At 42.0% G+C, this 16,504-nt stretch carries 13 protein-coding genes; 6 read left to right on the top strand and 7 right to left on the bottom strand.

What is annotated here, in order from left to right; all coding sequences use genetic code 11:
- Positions 1–158: 158 nt before the first annotated feature.
- Positions 159–1,085 carry an alpha/beta hydrolase-fold protein gene (locus MN200_RS09390; RefSeq protein ID WP_058869798.1) on the top strand — a complete coding sequence of 309 codons (927 nt, stop codon included), beginning with the start codon at positions 159–161 and terminating at the stop codon, positions 1,083–1,085.
- A 68-nt stretch (positions 1,086–1,153) separates the two neighbouring features.
- Here MN200_RS09390 and MN200_RS09385 read toward each other — a convergent pair whose 3' ends face one another.
- Positions 1,154–2,791: a long-chain-fatty-acid--CoA ligase gene (locus MN200_RS09385; protein ID WP_242759265.1), complete on the bottom strand. Its 1,638-nt coding sequence runs from the start codon at positions 2,789–2,791 to the stop codon at positions 1,154–1,156.
- 602 nt (positions 2,792–3,393) lie between these two features.
- On the opposite strand from MN200_RS09385, the gene MN200_RS09380 reads away from it, so the two are divergent.
- Positions 3,394–3,630 carry a hypothetical protein gene (locus MN200_RS09380; RefSeq protein ID WP_058869797.1) on the top strand — a complete coding sequence of 79 codons (237 nt, stop codon included), beginning with the start codon at positions 3,394–3,396 and terminating at the stop codon, positions 3,628–3,630.
- Positions 3,631–3,698: 68 nt separating this feature from the next.
- Here MN200_RS09380 and bioB read toward each other — a convergent pair whose 3' ends face one another.
- Both bioB and queG read right to left on the bottom strand, forming a co-directional pair.
- The gene (bioB, locus tag MN200_RS09375) at positions 3,699–4,688 is read right to left on the bottom strand and encodes a biotin synthase BioB (protein ID WP_058869775.1); all 990 of its coding nucleotides are present in this window, start codon (positions 4,686–4,688) and stop codon (positions 3,699–3,701) included.
- A 301-nt stretch (positions 4,689–4,989) separates the two neighbouring features.
- A complete protein-coding gene (queG, locus tag MN200_RS09370) occupies positions 4,990–6,084 on the bottom strand; it encodes a tRNA epoxyqueuosine(34) reductase QueG (protein ID WP_058869796.1) in 1,095 nt (364 codons plus the stop codon).
- Between the two features lie 22 nt (positions 6,085–6,106).
- Here queG and MN200_RS09365 point away from each other — a divergent pair, with 22 nt between their 5' ends.
- Complete coding sequence (locus tag MN200_RS09365) at positions 6,107–7,576, top strand: NAD(P)H-hydrate dehydratase (protein ID WP_242759262.1); 1,470 nt, start codon at positions 6,107–6,109, stop codon at positions 7,574–7,576.
- Positions 7,573–7,851 (top strand): acylphosphatase, encoded by a 279-nt coding sequence (locus tag MN200_RS09360; RefSeq protein WP_125273349.1) that lies wholly within the window; start codon positions 7,573–7,575, stop codon positions 7,849–7,851. The genes MN200_RS09365 and MN200_RS09360 overlap by 4 nt, the downstream gene beginning before the upstream one ends.
- Positions 7,852–7,916: 65 nt before the next feature.
- Here the strand turns inward: MN200_RS09360 and MN200_RS09355 are convergent, their stop codons facing one another.
- From MN200_RS09355 to MN200_RS09345, 3 genes are all read right to left on the bottom strand, one after another.
- On the bottom strand, positions 7,917–8,399 hold the full coding sequence (locus tag MN200_RS09355; RefSeq protein WP_058951812.1) for a peptidylprolyl isomerase: 483 nt from the start codon (positions 8,397–8,399) through the stop codon (positions 7,917–7,919).
- Positions 8,400–8,537: 138 nt separating this feature from the next.
- The gene (locus MN200_RS09350; RefSeq protein WP_242759259.1) at positions 8,538–9,839 is read right to left on the bottom strand and encodes an NAD(P)/FAD-dependent oxidoreductase; all 1,302 of its coding nucleotides are present in this window, start codon (positions 9,837–9,839) and stop codon (positions 8,538–8,540) included.
- A gap of 124 nt (positions 9,840–9,963) precedes the next feature.
- On the bottom strand, positions 9,964–11,274 hold the full coding sequence (locus MN200_RS09345; RefSeq protein WP_242759256.1) for a D-alanyl-D-alanine carboxypeptidase PBP6B: 1,311 nt from the start codon (positions 11,272–11,274) through the stop codon (positions 9,964–9,966).
- Positions 11,275–11,453: 179 nt separating this feature from the next.
- On the opposite strand from MN200_RS09345, the gene MN200_RS09340 reads away from it, so the two are divergent.
- Positions 11,454–13,157, top strand: a complete 1,704-nt coding sequence (locus MN200_RS09340) for a M61 family peptidase (RefSeq protein ID WP_242759253.1) — start codon at positions 11,454–11,456, stop codon at positions 13,155–13,157.
- 83 nt (positions 13,158–13,240) lie between these two features.
- Here the strand turns inward: MN200_RS09340 and uraH are convergent, their stop codons facing one another.
- Positions 13,241–13,639, bottom strand: a complete 399-nt coding sequence (gene uraH, locus MN200_RS09335) for a hydroxyisourate hydrolase (protein ID WP_010326932.1) — start codon at positions 13,637–13,639, stop codon at positions 13,241–13,243.
- A gap of 513 nt (positions 13,640–14,152) precedes the next feature.
- Between uraH and MN200_RS09330 the strand changes: the two genes are divergently transcribed.
- Positions 14,153–16,384 (top strand): NADP-dependent isocitrate dehydrogenase, encoded by a 2,232-nt coding sequence (locus tag MN200_RS09330; protein ID WP_125273353.1) that lies wholly within the window; start codon positions 14,153–14,155, stop codon positions 16,382–16,384.
- The last annotated feature ends 120 nt before the right edge of the window (positions 16,385–16,504 follow it).

Here is a 16,504-nt window from a genome sequence, read left to right as displayed (position 1 = left end):
GGAAAATCATCTTTCGGAGTGTGTGGTCAAAGATAATGTAGACTATTTAATCGATGAGATGTACGTCATGATAGAGAGATGATAAAGATTTAATTGATAATTATAATGATAATTATTATGTGTTAGGCTTCAGTATCTCATGGCTGTATATACAAAAAATGACGCATCTTTATAGAAAGATTTTTACTACTCTGCTTTCGCGAATTTTTAGCTCGTTATTGATTTTGGGTGCCAGCTTAAGTGCTTATGCGAAACCTGAAATAAAACCTTTGCCTGCCAATATTGCAGAAATAGGCTCGGCGTATTACGGTTTTAAAGTCAAAGAGTTTGCAACTACAGATCAAAATAAAACTTATCGCGTTTGGTTAGGTATTCCAAAGACAGTGCAGAAGACGAAGGACGCTTATGCATCGGTCTTTATGCTGGATGGGAACGCTGCGATGTCCCATCTGAATGAAGAAATACTTAAGTCTTTGTATGAAAATGATGCCCCTGTATTGGTTGCCATTGGCTATAAAACCAACTTGCCATTTGCCACAGCTTTTCGTTCACTTGACTATACTCCAGTAGATTTATTAATGGGGAAACCCGCTCAAGACCCAAGAAATCCAGAGCGAATGAGCGGGGGAAGTGCTGATTTTAGAAATGTGATTTTGAAGGACATCGCTCCTTGGGTTGAGCAGAATGTAAAGCTGGATGCGCAAAAAAGAGCGTTATGGGGGCATTCCTATGGAGGGCTTTTTGTGCTTGATAGCTTGCTCGATGGTCGTTATTTCAGCCATTTCTTTGCTGTAAGTCCATCACTTTCTTGGGCAGATGAGCGCATGATGCAAAAAATTAGAACAGTAAAATTAGTCAAAGAGCCACAAAAACATGTATGGCTGATGGAAGGTGATCTTTTAACACATAGTGGAACACAGCAAAGTGCTAATTTTGATACAAATGGCATCAATAAAAATAGAGAAATTTTGTCTATATTCGATCAGCAGGGCGTCAAGGCTAAATTTTTAATCTATCCAAATCTAAAGCATGGTGAGGTCTTTAAAGCGTCTTTATTAGACGTGCTCTCAAATAAATTATATTGATGGTATTTAAATTATCCGAACATAAAGAAAAGCCTGAGCATAAGATCAGGCTTTTCTTTTAAACAATGTTAAACAGAATTTTGTTCTAGTAGTACTTGGCCATATTGGGCGCGGAGTTCACGTTTTAGCATTTTACCCGTACCGCTCAGTGGAATGCTATCGACAAAAATCACACGGTCAGGGATCTGCCATTTCGCAATTTTGTCGGTATAGTAGTCTAAGACATCTTGTTCAGTGACCGTGCTATCAGGTTTCTTCACAGCGATGACAATAGGACGTTCATCCCATTTTGGATGTTCGGCTGCAATAACGGCTGCCATAAGAATGTCTGAATGTCCCATCGCCAGGTTTTCAAGTTCAACTGATGAAATCCATTCGCCGCCAGACTTAATTAAATCTTTAGAGCGGTCACTGATGCATAAGAAGCCGTCTTCATCTAAGGTTGCAATATCACCTGTGTCAAACCAGCCATCGGTCGTGAGTGCGGATTCATCTTTACCAAAGTAACTGTCAATAATCCAGTGCCCTTTAATTTGTAGATTTCCAATTTGTTCACCATCGCGGGCAATTTCATGGCTGCCTTTTTCTTCATCGGTAAGACGTAAATCCACGCCAAAAGGCGGACGGCCTTGAGAAAGACGTAGCTTGAAACGCTCTTGTTCAGAGAGCTGTTGATGTTTGGCTTTAAGTTGGTTGGCAGAACCGAGTGGACTGGTTTCGGTCATGCCCCATGCATGGATAGTGTCGCAGTTATAGTCATTTTTAAAGGCCGCTAACATGGATGGTGGACATGCAGAACCACCAACAACGTTACGGTTCATACTTGCCAGCTGGCTGCCTATTTGTTTGGCTGCTGCCAGTAAACCTTGCCAAATGGTTGGTACACCCAAAGCCACAGTGACTTTATAGGTGTCAATCATGTTCACTAAACTTGGCCCATCTAAGCCTGGCCCAGGCAATACAACTGTACAACCGACCATAGCTGCTGCATAAGGCGTACCCCAAGCATTGACATGGAACATGGGTACTACAGGCAACATAATGTCATTTGCAGACAGATTGAGAGAATCGGGTAGGCTGATGGCAAAACTATGCAAAATGGTGGAGCGGTGGCTATATAGCACGCCTTTTGGATTTCCAGTTGTGCCCGAGGTATAGCACAAAGAGCTTGCAGTTTGCTCATCAAAACTTGGCCATGTGAATTGTTCAGACTCTTTGCTGACCAAGTCATCATAAAATTTTACATCGGCAATTTTTTCTGCAATAGCGTCATCTACGGCATCTAAGCAAATAAAGTGCTCTACATGGGGTAAATGTGCTTTTACCGCAGCAATGAGTGGTGCAAAGGTTTTATCAAATAACACCACACGGTCTTGGGCATCATTGATAATAAAAATCAGTTGTTCCGGAAATAAACGTGGGTTGATGGTATGGCAAATATAGCCACTACCAGAGATCGCATACCAAGATTCTAGGTGACGATGATTGTTCCATGCGATGGTCGCTACACGATCGCTTTGCGAAAGTCCTAAGCTTTTGAGTACATTAGCAAATCGCTTAGAATTGACTGCGACTTTGGCCCAGTTGGTTTCAGTGATACTACCGTCTGTATTTTTAGAAATAATAGCTGTATCGGCATGGTAGCGTTCTGCGTGATCAATAAGATTGCTAATTAATAGCGGTTGAAACATCATACGTCCAAGCATGTATAAATATCCTTATCGTTGCTTTTTTATCAAACTCTTTATTGGTTGCTCGAAACATCTGTTTTAAGCATTGATTGTATTTTTATCCTAGCTTGATCCAAATTTAAATCAAGCATTCTTTCAATCTCAGCCGCATTTTTAACAGCGATGTGAGGCAGAACAACAAGTAAATAAAAAGCATCATTTAAAAAAGTAAATGACCATTTATCACTTTATGCTGTTATTCGATAAAAGGCACTTGAAATTTATAAAAAGTATGTTTAAAACTGTGTATAGCTCATGAGATATGAGTTGTGGGTATTTCAGGAAGATATACCTATTTTAAGAAGCGAATTTTTAAAAAATCATTTACAGGAGTTAAAAATGCTTCAGTTGTTTAAAAAATTATTTTGCATCCACGTTTATGAATATGAACAAATGACTGAAATAGGGGAGCATATGGAATGCCGAAAGTGCGGTGATTCTAAAACCGACTAATCATCTTAAGGAAAAGTGAGCGTAGGCTCACTTTTTAATGCCTGTATTTTTTATGGCTTGGTTTGGCTGAATCGACTCGGAACGGCTTACAATAGACGAATCACAGTGTTTAGCGTATACAGATAATGACTAAAAATTTTCAAGCACAGACTTATATTGTCGATGATAATCTGAGTGATACCTTAAGCTGGCTGTGTGAGCATCAAGAGTGTTTTGATTCTTTTCACTATGACGCGATTCGACAAACCTTAACCGTACGCCATGCCAATGGTGAAGATGAGATCTTCCAAGGTGATTATCTGAATGCCAGTTATGGTATTTTAATTACGGCACATAATTTTGCTCAGTCGCCTGAAGGTTAAATAGATAGACATTAAAAAAGCCCCATACTGAATAAGGGGCTTTTTTTGTGCTTAGCAAATCTTGGGAATTAGCTTGCCATGGCATCTAGACTAAGGTCTGCCACCGTTGGTTTTGGCTTTTCTGCCACTAAACCTAATTTGGTGAACAGTTGACGGTCTTTACCTTCACCTGCATTTGGTGTGGTTAATAGTTTCTCACCAGAGAACAACGAATTTGCACCCGCCATAAATGCAAGTGCTTGGTCTGAGTCAGAAAGTGCTTCACGACCTGCAGATAGGCGGATATAGCTGTGCGGCATGATAATGCGCGCAACTGCAATGGTACGAATCCATTCCGTCAAATCGAGTTTTTCAACATCTGCCAGTGGCGTGCCTTCAATTGGAACCAACATGTTGATTGGCACAGATTCTGGATGAATTGGCATGGTTGCAAGCTCTTGCAATAAACCAATACGGTCTTCTTTCTTTTCACCTAGACCAACGATACCACCGCTACACACTTTCATACCTGCTTGACGGACATATTCTAAGGTATTTAAACGATCGTCAAAGGTACGAGTACTAATAATATGTGAATAATACTCGCGTGAAGTGTCGAGGTTATGGTTGTAATAATCTAAACCTGCATCTTTTAAACGCCCAGCTTGAGACTCATTCAGCATCCCTAAAGTCATGCAAGTCTCTAAACCAAGTGCTTTCACCTCTTTAACCATTTCTAGTACATACGGCATGTCACGTTCATGTGGGTTACGCCAAGCTGCGCCCATACAAAAACGAGATGAGCCTGAGGCTAGAGCTTCTTTGGCTTCTGAAATCACTTTGTCTACAGCAATTCGCTTTTCGGCTTCAAGTTTTGAGTCATAACGTGCTGACTGAGAACAGTACTTACAGTCTTCAGGACATTTACCTGTTTTAATCGACAATAAAGTACTGACTTGAATGGTGTTGGCTTGGAAATGTTGGCGATGTACGGTCTGCGCTTGAAAGACGAGATCAAGAAAGGGCTGATCATACAAAGCTTCGATTTCTTCACGCGTCCAATCATTGCGTAGGTTCATAATGGCGATCCATTTTTAATTCTAACTTGTATACATCATACATTTAACGTGCCAACTTAAAAGGCATTATTGCTCATTTTTAATAGTATCTCCCGATTATGTTTTTAATTTTATCTTTTTATGAGATTGTAAAAATAGTTGCAAAGTTGAGCGTTTTTCCGGAAATTTGGCCACAAAATTCTATTTATTTGGATTTTGAGTTACACTGAAAATGCAGCTAAATAGATAAAATAAATAAAATTATGCAAGCAAATGGCTATTTGATTGAACTTTTATTGATTAAGTCTGTTTGAAGCAAGTTTTAGTGCTTTTTCATCAGTTGCTCTTGGATGGCCCAGTCAATATGGACTTGCACAATATCGTTAAGCTCTGGGCGAGAAGCTTGTAATTGCTGCAATATTTCATCTGAAAATGGTGCATTACCTAGACCAATCGCGACGTTACGCATAAAGCTTTGGTAGCCTGTACGACGTAGGGGACTCCCTTCTGTATTTGCCATAAAAGTGTTTTCATCCCATTGCCAAAGGTCAATTAGTTGAATGTCATCCAAACCATGACGCGGGTTAAAATCATCAATTGGTGTGGTTTTGGCAAAGCTATTCCATGGGCAAATGAGCTGACAGTCATCGCAACCAAACACACGGTTACCAATACCGCGGCGTAGTTCTTCAGGAATAATGCCTTGAAACTCAATAGTTAAATAGGCAATGCATTTACGCGCATCTAATAAATAAGGCTCAACAATGGCTTGGGTCGGGCAAATATCAATACACGCGCTACATGAACCACAGTGTTTGGTGGTGGCTTGGTCAAAAGGTAGCTCTAAAGAGGTGAAGAGCTCGCCCAAAACAAAAAATGAGCCTGATGTTTTATGAATGAGTAAGGTGTGTTTACCGACCCAGCCCATGCCCGCATTTTCAGCCAATGATTTTTCAAAAATGGGTGCCGAGTCTGCAAAGGGGCGAGATTCAAAATCGCTAACTTTGGCTTTGATTTTCTGAGAAAGGGTCTTTAAACGCCCACGCATGACTTTGTGATAGTCACGTCCGCGTGCATAACGCGCAATGATGGCGCTATTTGGTGCAAAAGGCACAAGACGTGGTTCAGGAACGGCTACCAAATAATCCATACGCACACAAATAATACTTTTGGTGCCCGGAACAAGCAGTGTTGGATCTGCGCGTTTTTCTAAGTTTTCAGCAAGAAAATGCATGTCACCATGATAACCAAGTTCTAAATATTTTTTAAAACGCGGCAATTCAACTTGAGCATCTGGTTTGGCGATGACACAATCAGAAAATCCCAAAGCCAGTGCTTCAGCTTTAATCCAAGCCTTAAGCTGCTCTGGATCATATTGATCTACAGGGATTTTTGAGGAAGATGTGGATGTTGTCATAACCAAGAACAAAGGAAAAATCATGCATCAGCAAGTGTACCACAGCAGTGAGATTCAAGCATGGGAAGGACGTTGGTTCGCGCAGCAAAATAGCGCTTATGGGCTGATGCAACAAGTCGCATGGGCAACAACTGAACATATGCTGCCTAGGCTTAAACAGCAGCAAGTCAAAAGCGTTGCGGTGTGTTGTGGTCAAGGCAACAATGCAGGTGATGGTTACTTGATTGCATCGTATCTAGCCGCGCAAGGTTATGACGTTGAAATTTATGCAGCTGCTTTGGGAGAGTCTACTTCACTGCAACAAGCACATGCAGCAGCTGTGCAACAGGGGATAATGATTCATACCGGTTTTGCTTTTCAACACCCTTATGATGCGTATATTGATGCTTTGTTTGGCATTGGGTTAAACCGTGAACTCAGTTCAGACTGGCAGGCAGTGATTCAGCAGATTAATAGACAAACAGGTTTAAAAATTGCGGTTGATATTCCAAGTGGTTTGCAGGCCAACACGGGACAAGCTTTACCTTGTGCAGTTGTCGCCGATTATACCTTTACGGCTCTGGGCTTAAAGGCGGGTTTATTTACTGGGCTGGGTAAAGCTTATGCAGGAGTCGTTGAGCTTATTTCGGTACTTCCCGTAGACAGTGCTTTAAAACCTTTAGCTTCACTTGCTCCACAGTATGTGCAGCTTGTACCACGTCAAGCCTTTGGACATAAAGGAAGTTATGGGCATGTACTGGTGATTGGGGGAGATGCGCAGATGGGTGGTGCGGTGATGTTAGCCGCTGAAGCTGCCTTTCACGCGGGTGCTGGCAAGGTGACGGTGGTGTGTGATGCAAAACACCATACTGCGATTTTATCCCGTGCACCCAATATTATGCTGCGCGATATTAACCAAATGTCGCTCCAAGAGCGTGAAGCGTTGGTGGCACATGTGGATGCAGTCAGTTTTGGTATGGGCTTGGGAAGAGACTCGTGGGCTCAGCAGCAGTTTGATGCATGGTTTCCACTCATTCAGACGAGTGCTTTACAGGTGGTGTTGGATGCGGATGCTTTATGGTTCTTAGCCTCAAGACCTGTAAAACTCGGTGAGCAGATCTACGCAACACCGCATCCTGGCGAGGCAGCGACTTTGCTCGGTATCAGTACCTCAGCGGTGGAGTCTGACCGCATTGCAGCTATTTATGCTTTACAAAAAAAATATGCAGGACAATGGGTGCTGAAAGGTTCAGGAAGCTTGATTTTAGATACGCAACTTTGGATTTGTACCGCAGGTAATCCAGGGATGGGTACAGGTGGTATGGGAGATGTATTGGCAGGCATGATTGCCAGTTTAAAAGCACAGTTGAAAGATGACATTGCGTTACATCAAATTGTGACCTTACATGCCCAAGCAGGCGATCTTTTGGCTCAACAAGGTGAGCGTGGTTTACAAGCACAGCAAATGAGACAGGCTATTTATAAGGTCGTGAACCGAGAGCATACAGTATGAAAGCAGTAAAACTGACCATATCGGGAAAAGTTCAGGGTGTTGGATATCGACGCTGGTTTGCACAATATGCTGTTGCTTTAGGTTTAAAGGGTTATGTACAGAATCTGGCTTCAGGTGCAGTTGAAGCGTTGCTTTTTGGAAATGATGGTATGGTTGCCGAACTGGTGAATCGCGCTAAAGTCGGGCCAACTCATGCGGTAGTCACGGATGTGGTCATCGTAGAATTGGTTTCAAAACAGCAAACCTTTACAGATTTTCAAATACGTCGCGAATGACTAAGTATTCAAAATAAAAAAGGGCGAAAGTTAAACTTTCGCCCTTTTTTCTAAGATGTTAAATCTTAGTGGTGGTGACCACCAGCACCGTGCGCATGGCCGTGCTGTAATTCGTCTTCAGTTGCATCGCGGATTTCTACGATTTCAACTTCGAAAGTTAAGTCTTGACCAGCAAGTGGGAAGTTCGCATCAACAATTACGTTTTCGCCTTCAACTGCTTTTACAGTTACGATTTGAACGCCATCATCAGTTTGAGCTTGGAACTGCATACCCGCTTGGATGTTGTCTACGCCTTGGAACATTTGCGCTGGAACTTCTTGAACGAGTTCAGGATTGTATTCGCCATAACCTTCAGCAGCAGGAACAGTAACAGTGAATTTTTCACCTACAGTTTTGCCTAGCAATGCATTTTCTAAACCTGGGATGATGTTACCTGCGCCGTGCAAATATGCAAGTGGTTCACCTTGTGATTGGTCTAGCGTTTCGCCTTCAGCGTTAGTCAATTTGTAGTTGAAAGAAACCACGTGATCATTTGCGATAGCAGTCATGTTTTTCGTCCATTCATTTAGAATTTAAGGGGTATATCATAAAGTGAAAAGCAGCTTTTGTAGACTAAATTTAGCAAAAAACTGCATTTTCCACGTTCTTATGGCGTTTTTTTATTAGTGGGGACGCATTTTTAGATTTCAATGCAATTTTATTTTCGGACCGACTTTTTTATTCATCAGGTCTTTTACGGTCATCAGCCCAGCTTGGGTATAGCCATGTAAGGTGGCCTGATGGAGTCGATATAAAGAAACATACATGGTTTTTGCCAGCACGCCTTGCACATTGACTTGGCCCAGTAGCTCACCCACAGCTTTGTATTGACTGAGAGAAACCAAAGAGCCTTTGTCAGAAAATTTAAACATCGGCAAAGACTGACCACGAATGCGCGCTTTGAGCGCTCGAACCAAAAAGGCCGCTTGTTGGCTGGCCACTTGAGCACGTGGGCCAAGGACTGGTTCATCGGCCGCGGGCTGACAGTGGGCGCAATCACCAAAGGCAAAAATGTTGGGGTCGGAACGGGTTTGCAAAGTCGCATAGACTTTAAGGCGGCCAATCGTATCTTTTTGAAAGCCTTCAAGCGCGTTTAAAACGACAGGCGCTTTGATGCCCGCTGCCCAAACTTTAAGATCGGCATCGATTTGTGAGCCATTGGCAAAATAGACATGGTCTTTATCTAACTTGGCAACACGGTGATGGGTGAGGACTTCAACGCCAAGCTTTTCCAATTGAGTATGTGTGTGTGTTGCCATTTTAGTGGATAGGGCGGGAAGAATACGATCCGCTGCTTCAATCAAGGTCACTTTGACTTTGTTTGGGTCAATTTTATTGAGACCGTATTTAAAAAAGGTACTTTTCGCATGGACCAATTCGGCTGCAAGCTCGACTCCTGTGGCACCTGCACCAATAATCGCAATATTGAGTGCGCGTGTTTCGGGACGGTTTTGTGCATCTAAATACAAATGTAGAAGGTCTTGCTGGAAAATTTCAGCTTGCTGGCGACTGTCGAGGAAGTGGCAGTAATGTTTAGCACCTTCGGTCGCAAAGTCGTTAGAGGTCGAGCCGACTGCAAGAACTAAGGTATCGTAGTTGAGTTCAAACTGCGTGGTTTCAGTGCTTTGTTTGGCATATTGGCGTGCTTCAAGTTTTACTTGTTTATGTTCTTGGTCTAAGCCGACAAAACGACCTAAAACAAACTCATAATGATGTTTAGACGCATGTGCAAAATAATTAATTTCTTCAACACTTGGGTTGAGTGTACCTGCCGCAATTTCGTGGAGTAAGGGTTTCCATATGTGGGTGAGGTTTTGATCGACGAGGGTGATTTTCACCCTCTTGGATTTTGCGAAGCTGTCACCGAGTTGCGTTGCTAACTCTAGACCACCAGCACCACCGCCAATAATGACAATATGGTGTGGCACTTGTTCTATTTGTACAGCCATATGAAGCAACCTATTTATTATTAAAAAAAGAAGATGATATTGAATATGCCATCTTCTTGATTTATTGATAATTAGATTGTCTTACAAGTTACATAAAGTATAAAACTCGGGATACTGCTCGAACTTAACCGAGTGTATAGGTTTTTACTTTAGGTTCATCGCTTGATAAAAATGGAAACAAGCTTTTGAACCAAAACATTAGTCGCTGGAAAATATTGGCTTCTTCAATTTGTACATCTTCTTCAATGGTGAACGTTTGAATGAGCTGATTGTTTTGATAGACCTGCACTTTTGCTAATTGCATCACTTCAGCCAGCGGAGCGGTCAGCTTGTTTTGCAACACTTCAATATTGAAATGCGTTTTTGTGGACTCTAATGGATCAATGCGTTGTATAGTGCCATTGCCTGTATTGAGCATAATGCGTTGGTTGGTCTGGTCAAAGGCATGTAAGTCAATGGCATATGGTTGATCGTACAGTGATGTGGTCACAATTTTCGGTTGCTTACTTTCCACTTTGAACATTTTCAATGTCGATTTGACTACAGGCAGTTCTGCGATAATTTGCTTATCTTTCAGCGCAACTTCGTTACGAGTATAGGTATAAGACAAATTCATCAGGTTGTGTGCAACTTCAGCACGCTTAGCTGCACTTTCTGTACCCAAAACAATGACCACCAAGCGACGGTTTGGATTGTCTGGATTCATGGTCGGGCGGTTTGCTGTCAGTGCTAAGTTATATCCCGCTGCTTTGGTATAACCTGTTTTTAAGCCATCTACTGTCGGGTCTTGTTTTAACAGAATATTTGTTGCACGGTGAAAGCGTTGGTTATAGCTAAAACTTTGCTGTTTTGAATAGTGTAAATAGTCTGGTGTTTCATTCACCAAGGCTTGGCCTAATAGCGCTAAATCATGTGCAGTCGAATAGTGCTCTGGCATGGTGATACCCGCAGGGTTTTGGAAATGCGTTTCAGTCATTCCCAGTGCTTTGGCTTCTTGGTTCATTCGTGCAACAAAGTTTGGAATATCACCCGAGATGCGTTCCGCTAAAGTCACTGCTGCATCGTTGGCAGACATGACCACTAAACCCGCTAGAAGCTGATCCACAGAAATCTGTTCACCTTGTTTTAAGTACATTTGGGACTCATCCCACATCACAGTACTGACCACAGGTGTTGCGGTAAGAATTTCGCTCTTATTGAGCTTTCCTGCATTGATTTCTTTGAGTGCAATATAAGCCACCATCATTTTGGTGAGCGAAGCGGGTGCACGTTGAACATGACTATTATGCTCTGCAATGATTTGCCCCGATTGGCTGTCAAAAACTGTCCAAGCTTGAGCTTCAACTGTTTCAGGAACAATATTGAGCAATGCCGCTTGAGTGAAACTTGAACATAAGGCGAAGAGTGTAGCGATGAAGTAGATGACAGCTTTCAATGAAATTCCCTAACCAAGCCATTCCGTGACTTTTAAACCTAAAACAGCTGCAAATGCTATGCCTTTTTTTCCTCAATGACCAGTCAAAAATGCAGACAAATGTGACTGCGACGCAAAACTGGCGTAAATAATGCTAAGCTAAGTTATAACTCATTTCATTTTATTTTGTATCGCCCATTATGTTGCATTATCAGATCGAATTTGACGATTATCGTCAGCACCTTATACACGTGACTTTACGCTTTGTAGCAGACCCAACACAGGTACTTTCATTACCAACTTGGATTCCGGGTAGTTACCTCATTCGCGAGTTTTCAAAGCATATAGAGTCGGTTCGTGCTTATGATGAAGAAGGGCGTTTGTTAGAAATTCAAAAATTTGAAAAGAATAAATGGCGTCTTTTTAATACCGACCATGAACTGATTACGGTTGAGTATGATGTCTATGCCTATGATCTATCGGTGCGCGGTGCGTATGTAGATCAAACCCGTTTATATGTAAACCCTGCATGTGCTTGCTTAGGTTTAGAGGGGCAAGAGGACAAAGCAGTTGAAGTTGAACTGTTCCTTCCTGATGAGCTGAAACACTTCCAATTGGCTACTGGTATGGCTTCAAAAAGCCTCGTTAAAGGTCGTTTTACTTTAAAAGCCAAAAACTATGCCGAGCTAATTGATGCACCATTTGAGTTGGCAGAACAGACTCGTTTTGGTTTTGAAGCCAATGGCATCCCACACGAGTTTGTGGTGTCAGGTAAACATGCCATGAATGCTGCACGTATGCAGCAAGACATTGAAAAAATCTGTGCAACAGAAATCTCAATGTTTGGCTCAGCACCATTTTCAAACTACACCTTTATGACGATGGCTACAGCAAATAGTTATGGTGGTTTGGAGCATCCAAATTCAACCAGCTTGATTAGTCCACGTGAAGACTTACCAAAAGCTAACGAGCCTGAAGAGCCGTCTGAAGACTATCAACTTTTCTTAGGTTTATGTAGTCATGAATACTTCCACTCATGGTTGGTCAAATTCATTCGTCCTGAAAACTTTGTCAATTATGATCTAAATAAAGAAGGCTATACCTCTTTGCTTTGGATTTTTGAAGGTTTCACGTCTTATTATGATGACCTGATTTTGCTACGTAGTGGTGTGATTTCCCAAGCCTCATATATTAAACTACTCAAAACTCAGATTGATCGCTATTTGCAAAATCCAGGTCGTTTTGTTCAGTCTGTGTCTGAGTCTAGCTTCGATGCATGGGTGAAATTTTACCGTCAGGATGAAAACTCGAACAATGCAGGCACCAGCTATTACAACAAAGGCTGTTTGGTTGCACTATGCTTAGACTTAGGTTTGCGCTTACGTGGTTCAAGCTTAGACGCGCTTATGCGTAAACTTTATGAGAACGCGCAAAAGGGCATACAAGTACATGAGCGTACAATTGTAGAGTTGTGTAATGAGCTGACGGGTGATAACTGGATTGAGCAAATCAATCACTTAATTAACACCACAGATGAGTTGCCGCTGGATCAACTTTTCCCTGAGTTTGGTTTAAGTTATAGCCTGAAAAATGATAAGTCATTGCCGTTAGGTTTAAAGCTTGTAGATAAGCCAGAAGGCGTGTTGGTGCAAAGCGCACGTCGTGATGGTGCTGCTGCTCAAGCTGGCCTTTCTGCCCATGATGTGATCATTGCGATTGATGGTCTCAAAGCAACGGTGAAACTGGTAGAAAAGTATGCCAAGCAAGAAGGTACGTATAACATTTTGGCATTCCGCCGTGATGAGTTGATGAGCTTTGACGTAAAAGCTGCTGGCTCAGAGCTGACTGAAGTTGAATTAAAAGTTGAAGACCAAGCGAAAGCAGAGAAGTGGTTCAAGGCTTAATCCTTTACCCACTTTATTTGATACTTTGTATAGACAAAAACCGATGCCTAGACATCGGTTTTTTTATGCGTTTATTTATTGCATTAACTACCACGGTAAGTGGAATAGCCATATGGGCTAATTAACAGCGGAATATGGTAATGATCCAATGAACCATCAATTACAAACACCACGGGCACTTCTGGAAAGAATGAGCGCTGATTTTTTTGGCGAAACCAATCACCCGTTTTAAAGGTAACTTTGTATACACCTTTTTGTAAGGTCGTATCTTTGGGATATAAATCATTGATTCGACCTTGGTCATCGGTCGTGCTTGAGCTGATTTCTGTCCATTTATCATTCTGTTGGGCTTCAAGTGTCACTTTGACATTGGCAGAAGGGAGACCATTTTCCAAATTCAGCACATGAACGCTCAATGGATTTTGAGCAAAACACCAAGAAGAAAAACCAAGTCCAATGAGCGGAAGCAGCATTTTTAGCATTGAATTGACCCTTACCGTTGCAGGAAAAAGATTCAGTTTAACCAACCATATAAAAATCATAGGTTTAAAAATGTAAAAATGGGGGAGTACGCGTAGAGGGTTTATGTATCAATATTTAAGCTTCGGCATGATGAATGGCTCTGCCGATTTAAATTTAGCGCTGAGAAAAGTCATGCTTATGCATGTAGGGCTACAAGACTGTAAAACGATTTGAAGACTGTATTATGTGAAAAGTATCTGTTGTTGTGGCTTAAATGAGGTAAATAACACATTTCGCTAAAAAATTTGTTTATTTGTTAAGCAAAAGCTAAAGCCTTGTGGAAAGGCGTAATTTTGAAAAACGAAGGCTGTAGTGGTATTTTCTGGCGAAATGTCGTTATCACTGGATATTACGTTGACTGGAAAGCCCTGAGGGACGATACTTTCAGGGTTTTATTCAAGCACATCGGTTCGCAGGGGTTGAGCCAGAAGCTCATCACCCTAAAAAACTCAATCTAACGCAAGGGGCTATATATGGCTGGTGGAAAGTCAACCATCATTTACACACTGACCGACGAGGCGCCATTGCTAGCGACTTATTCGCTACTGCCGATCATTGAGACCTTTACTAAACCTGCTGGTGTAGAGATCGTTAAAACTGATATCTCTGTTGCCGCACGTGTTCTCGCAGAATTCTCTGAATACCTAAAAGAAGAGCAAAAAGTCCCAGACAATCTTGCAGAACTAGGTCGTCTTACCCAAGATCCAGATACTAATATCATTAAACTCCCGAATATTAGTGCCTCTGTTGCTCAGTTAACAGCATGTATCAAAGAGCTTCAATCAAAAGGCTACGCGATTCCTGACTATCCTGAAAACCCGACCACTGAAGACGAAAAAGCGATTAAAGCACGCTATGGCAAATGTCTTGGTTCAGCTGTAAACCCTGTATTACGTGAAGGTAACTCTGACCGTCGTGCACCTGCTGCAGTGAAAAACTACGCGAAAAAACACCCGCACTCTATGGGTGAATGGAAGCAATGGTCACAAACTCACGTTTCACACATGAATGAAGGCGACTTCTACCATGGCGAAAAATCGATGACGCTTGACCGCGCACGTAACGTAAAAATGGAACTCATCACTCATTCTGGTGAAACCATTGTATTGAAAGAAAAAGTAGCGTTACTTGATGGCGAAATCATCGACTCTATGTTCATGAGCAAAAAAGCACTTTGCGACTTTTATGAAAAACAACTGGATGATTGTAAAGAAGCAGGCATTTTGTTCTCTTTACACGTAAAAGCAACCATGATGAAAGTTTCACACCCGATTGTATTCGGTCACTGTGTGAAAATTTACTATAAAGAAGCGTTTGAAAAACACGGTAAATTGTTTGAAGAACTTGGCATTAACGTCAACAACGGTATGGCGGGTCTTTATGAAAAGATCGAAACCTTACCAACTTCTTTACGTGAAGAAATCATCGAAGATTTACACGCATGCCAAGAACACCGCCCTGCACTTGCAATGGTGGATTCTGCAAAAGGCATCACCAACTTCCATTCTCCAAACGACGTAATTGTAGATGCTTCTATGCCTGCAATGATTCGTGGTGGCGGTAAAATGTGGGGTGCTGACGGCAAGCCTTATGACTGTAAAGCTGTAATGCCAGAGTCGACTTTCGCACGTATTTACCAAGAAATGATCAATTTCTGTAAATGGAATGGCAACTTCGACCCACGTACGATGGGTACTGTGCCAAACGTAGGTTTGATGGCGCAAAAAGCTGAAGAATACGGTTCACACGACAAGACTTTTGAAGTTCCTGCTGCGGGTGTTGCAAACATCACCGACATTGACACTGGTGAAGTGTTGATGACTCAAAACGTGGAAGAAGGCGATATCTGGCGTATGTGTCAGGTGAAAGACGCACCAATTCGCGACTGGGTTAAACTTGCAGTAACACGTGCACGTAACTCTGGCATGCCAGCGATCTTCTGGTTAGACCCGTACCGTCCACACGAAAACGAAGTGATCAAAAAAGTTCAAAAATACTTAAAAGATCACGACACGACTGGTTTAGACATTCAAATCATGTCTCAAGTGCGTGCGATGCGTTATACGCTTGAGCGTGTTGCGCGTGGTTTAGATACCATTTCTGTAACAGGTAACATCTTACGTGACTACCTCACTGACTTGTTCCCAATTATGGAACTTGGTACTTCCGCGAAAATGCTGTCTATCGTTCCGTTAATGGCGGGTGGCGGTATGTATGAAACTGGTGCGGGTGGTTCTGCGCCTAAACACGTACAACAACTTGTTGAAGAAAACCACTTACGTTGGGATTCTTTAGGTGAGTTCCTTGCACTTGCTGCTTCTTTAGAAGAAATGGGGATTAAAGAAGATAATACTCGTGCAAAATTACTTGCATCGACTCTTGATCAAGCGACCAGCAAATTATTGGATAATGACAAGTCTCCATCACGACGTACTGGTGAATTGGACAACCGTGGCAGCCACTTCTACTTGGCAAAATTCTGGGCAGAAGCACTTGCTGCACAAGATGAAGATACTGAGTTAAAAGCGAAGTTTGCCCCACTTGCACAAGCTTTAGCTGCAAACGAAGACAAAATTGTTGCTGAACTTACTGAAGTACAAGGTAAATCGGTTGATATCGGTGGTTACTACGCAGTAGATCAAGCTAAAGTGAATGCAGTAATGCGTCCAAGTGAGACTTTGAATGCTGCACTTGACGCGATCTAAGTCATAACTAAATCGGTAAATTTACCGATGAAGTGAAAAAGCCGATGCATATGCGTCGGCTTTTTTTCATAAATATATAATTAACCTGAGTTCGATATAAAAAAGAGTAGAAAAAAAGCC

This window comes from Acinetobacter sp. LUNF3 (genome assembly GCF_022699605.1).
Taxonomy (GTDB): domain Bacteria; phylum Pseudomonadota; class Gammaproteobacteria; order Pseudomonadales; family Moraxellaceae; genus Acinetobacter; species Acinetobacter johnsonii.
Note: the sequence above shows the minus strand (reverse complement) of the source record. Positions and strands in the feature narration are given on the sequence as shown.

What these genes read in the sequence shown, in the direction of transcription:
- MN200_RS09390 (WP_058869798.1), top strand. Translation starts at nt 159, where the DNA reads ATGACGCATCTTTATAGAAAGATTTTTACTACTCTGCTTTCGCGAATT.
- MN200_RS09385 (WP_242759265.1), bottom strand. Translation starts at nt 2,791, where the DNA reads ATGCTTGGACGTATGATGTTTCAACCGCTATTAATTAGCAATCTTATT.
- MN200_RS09380 (WP_058869797.1), top strand. Translation starts at nt 3,394, where the DNA reads ATGACTAAAAATTTTCAAGCACAGACTTATATTGTCGATGATAATCTG.
- bioB (WP_058869775.1), bottom strand. Translation starts at nt 4,688, where the DNA reads ATGAACCTACGCAATGATTGGACGCGTGAAGAAATCGAAGCTTTGTAT.
- queG (WP_058869796.1), bottom strand. Translation starts at nt 6,084, where the DNA reads ATGACAACATCCACATCTTCCTCAAAAATCCCTGTAGATCAATATGAT.
- MN200_RS09365 (WP_242759262.1), top strand. Translation starts at nt 6,107, where the DNA reads ATGCATCAGCAAGTGTACCACAGCAGTGAGATTCAAGCATGGGAAGGA.
- MN200_RS09360 (WP_125273349.1), top strand. Translation starts at nt 7,573, where the DNA reads ATGAAAGCAGTAAAACTGACCATATCGGGAAAAGTTCAGGGTGTTGGA.
- MN200_RS09355 (WP_058951812.1), bottom strand. Translation starts at nt 8,399, where the DNA reads ATGACTGCTATCGCAAATGATCACGTGGTTTCTTTCAACTACAAATTG.
- MN200_RS09350 (WP_242759259.1), bottom strand. Translation starts at nt 9,839, where the DNA reads ATGGCTGTACAAATAGAACAAGTGCCACACCATATTGTCATTATTGGC.
- MN200_RS09340 (WP_242759253.1), top strand. Translation starts at nt 11,454, where the DNA reads ATGTTGCATTATCAGATCGAATTTGACGATTATCGTCAGCACCTTATA.
- uraH (WP_010326932.1), bottom strand. Translation starts at nt 13,639, where the DNA reads ATGCTAAAAATGCTGCTTCCGCTCATTGGACTTGGTTTTTCTTCTTGG.
- MN200_RS09330 (WP_125273353.1), top strand. Translation starts at nt 14,153, where the DNA reads ATGGCTGGTGGAAAGTCAACCATCATTTACACACTGACCGACGAGGCG.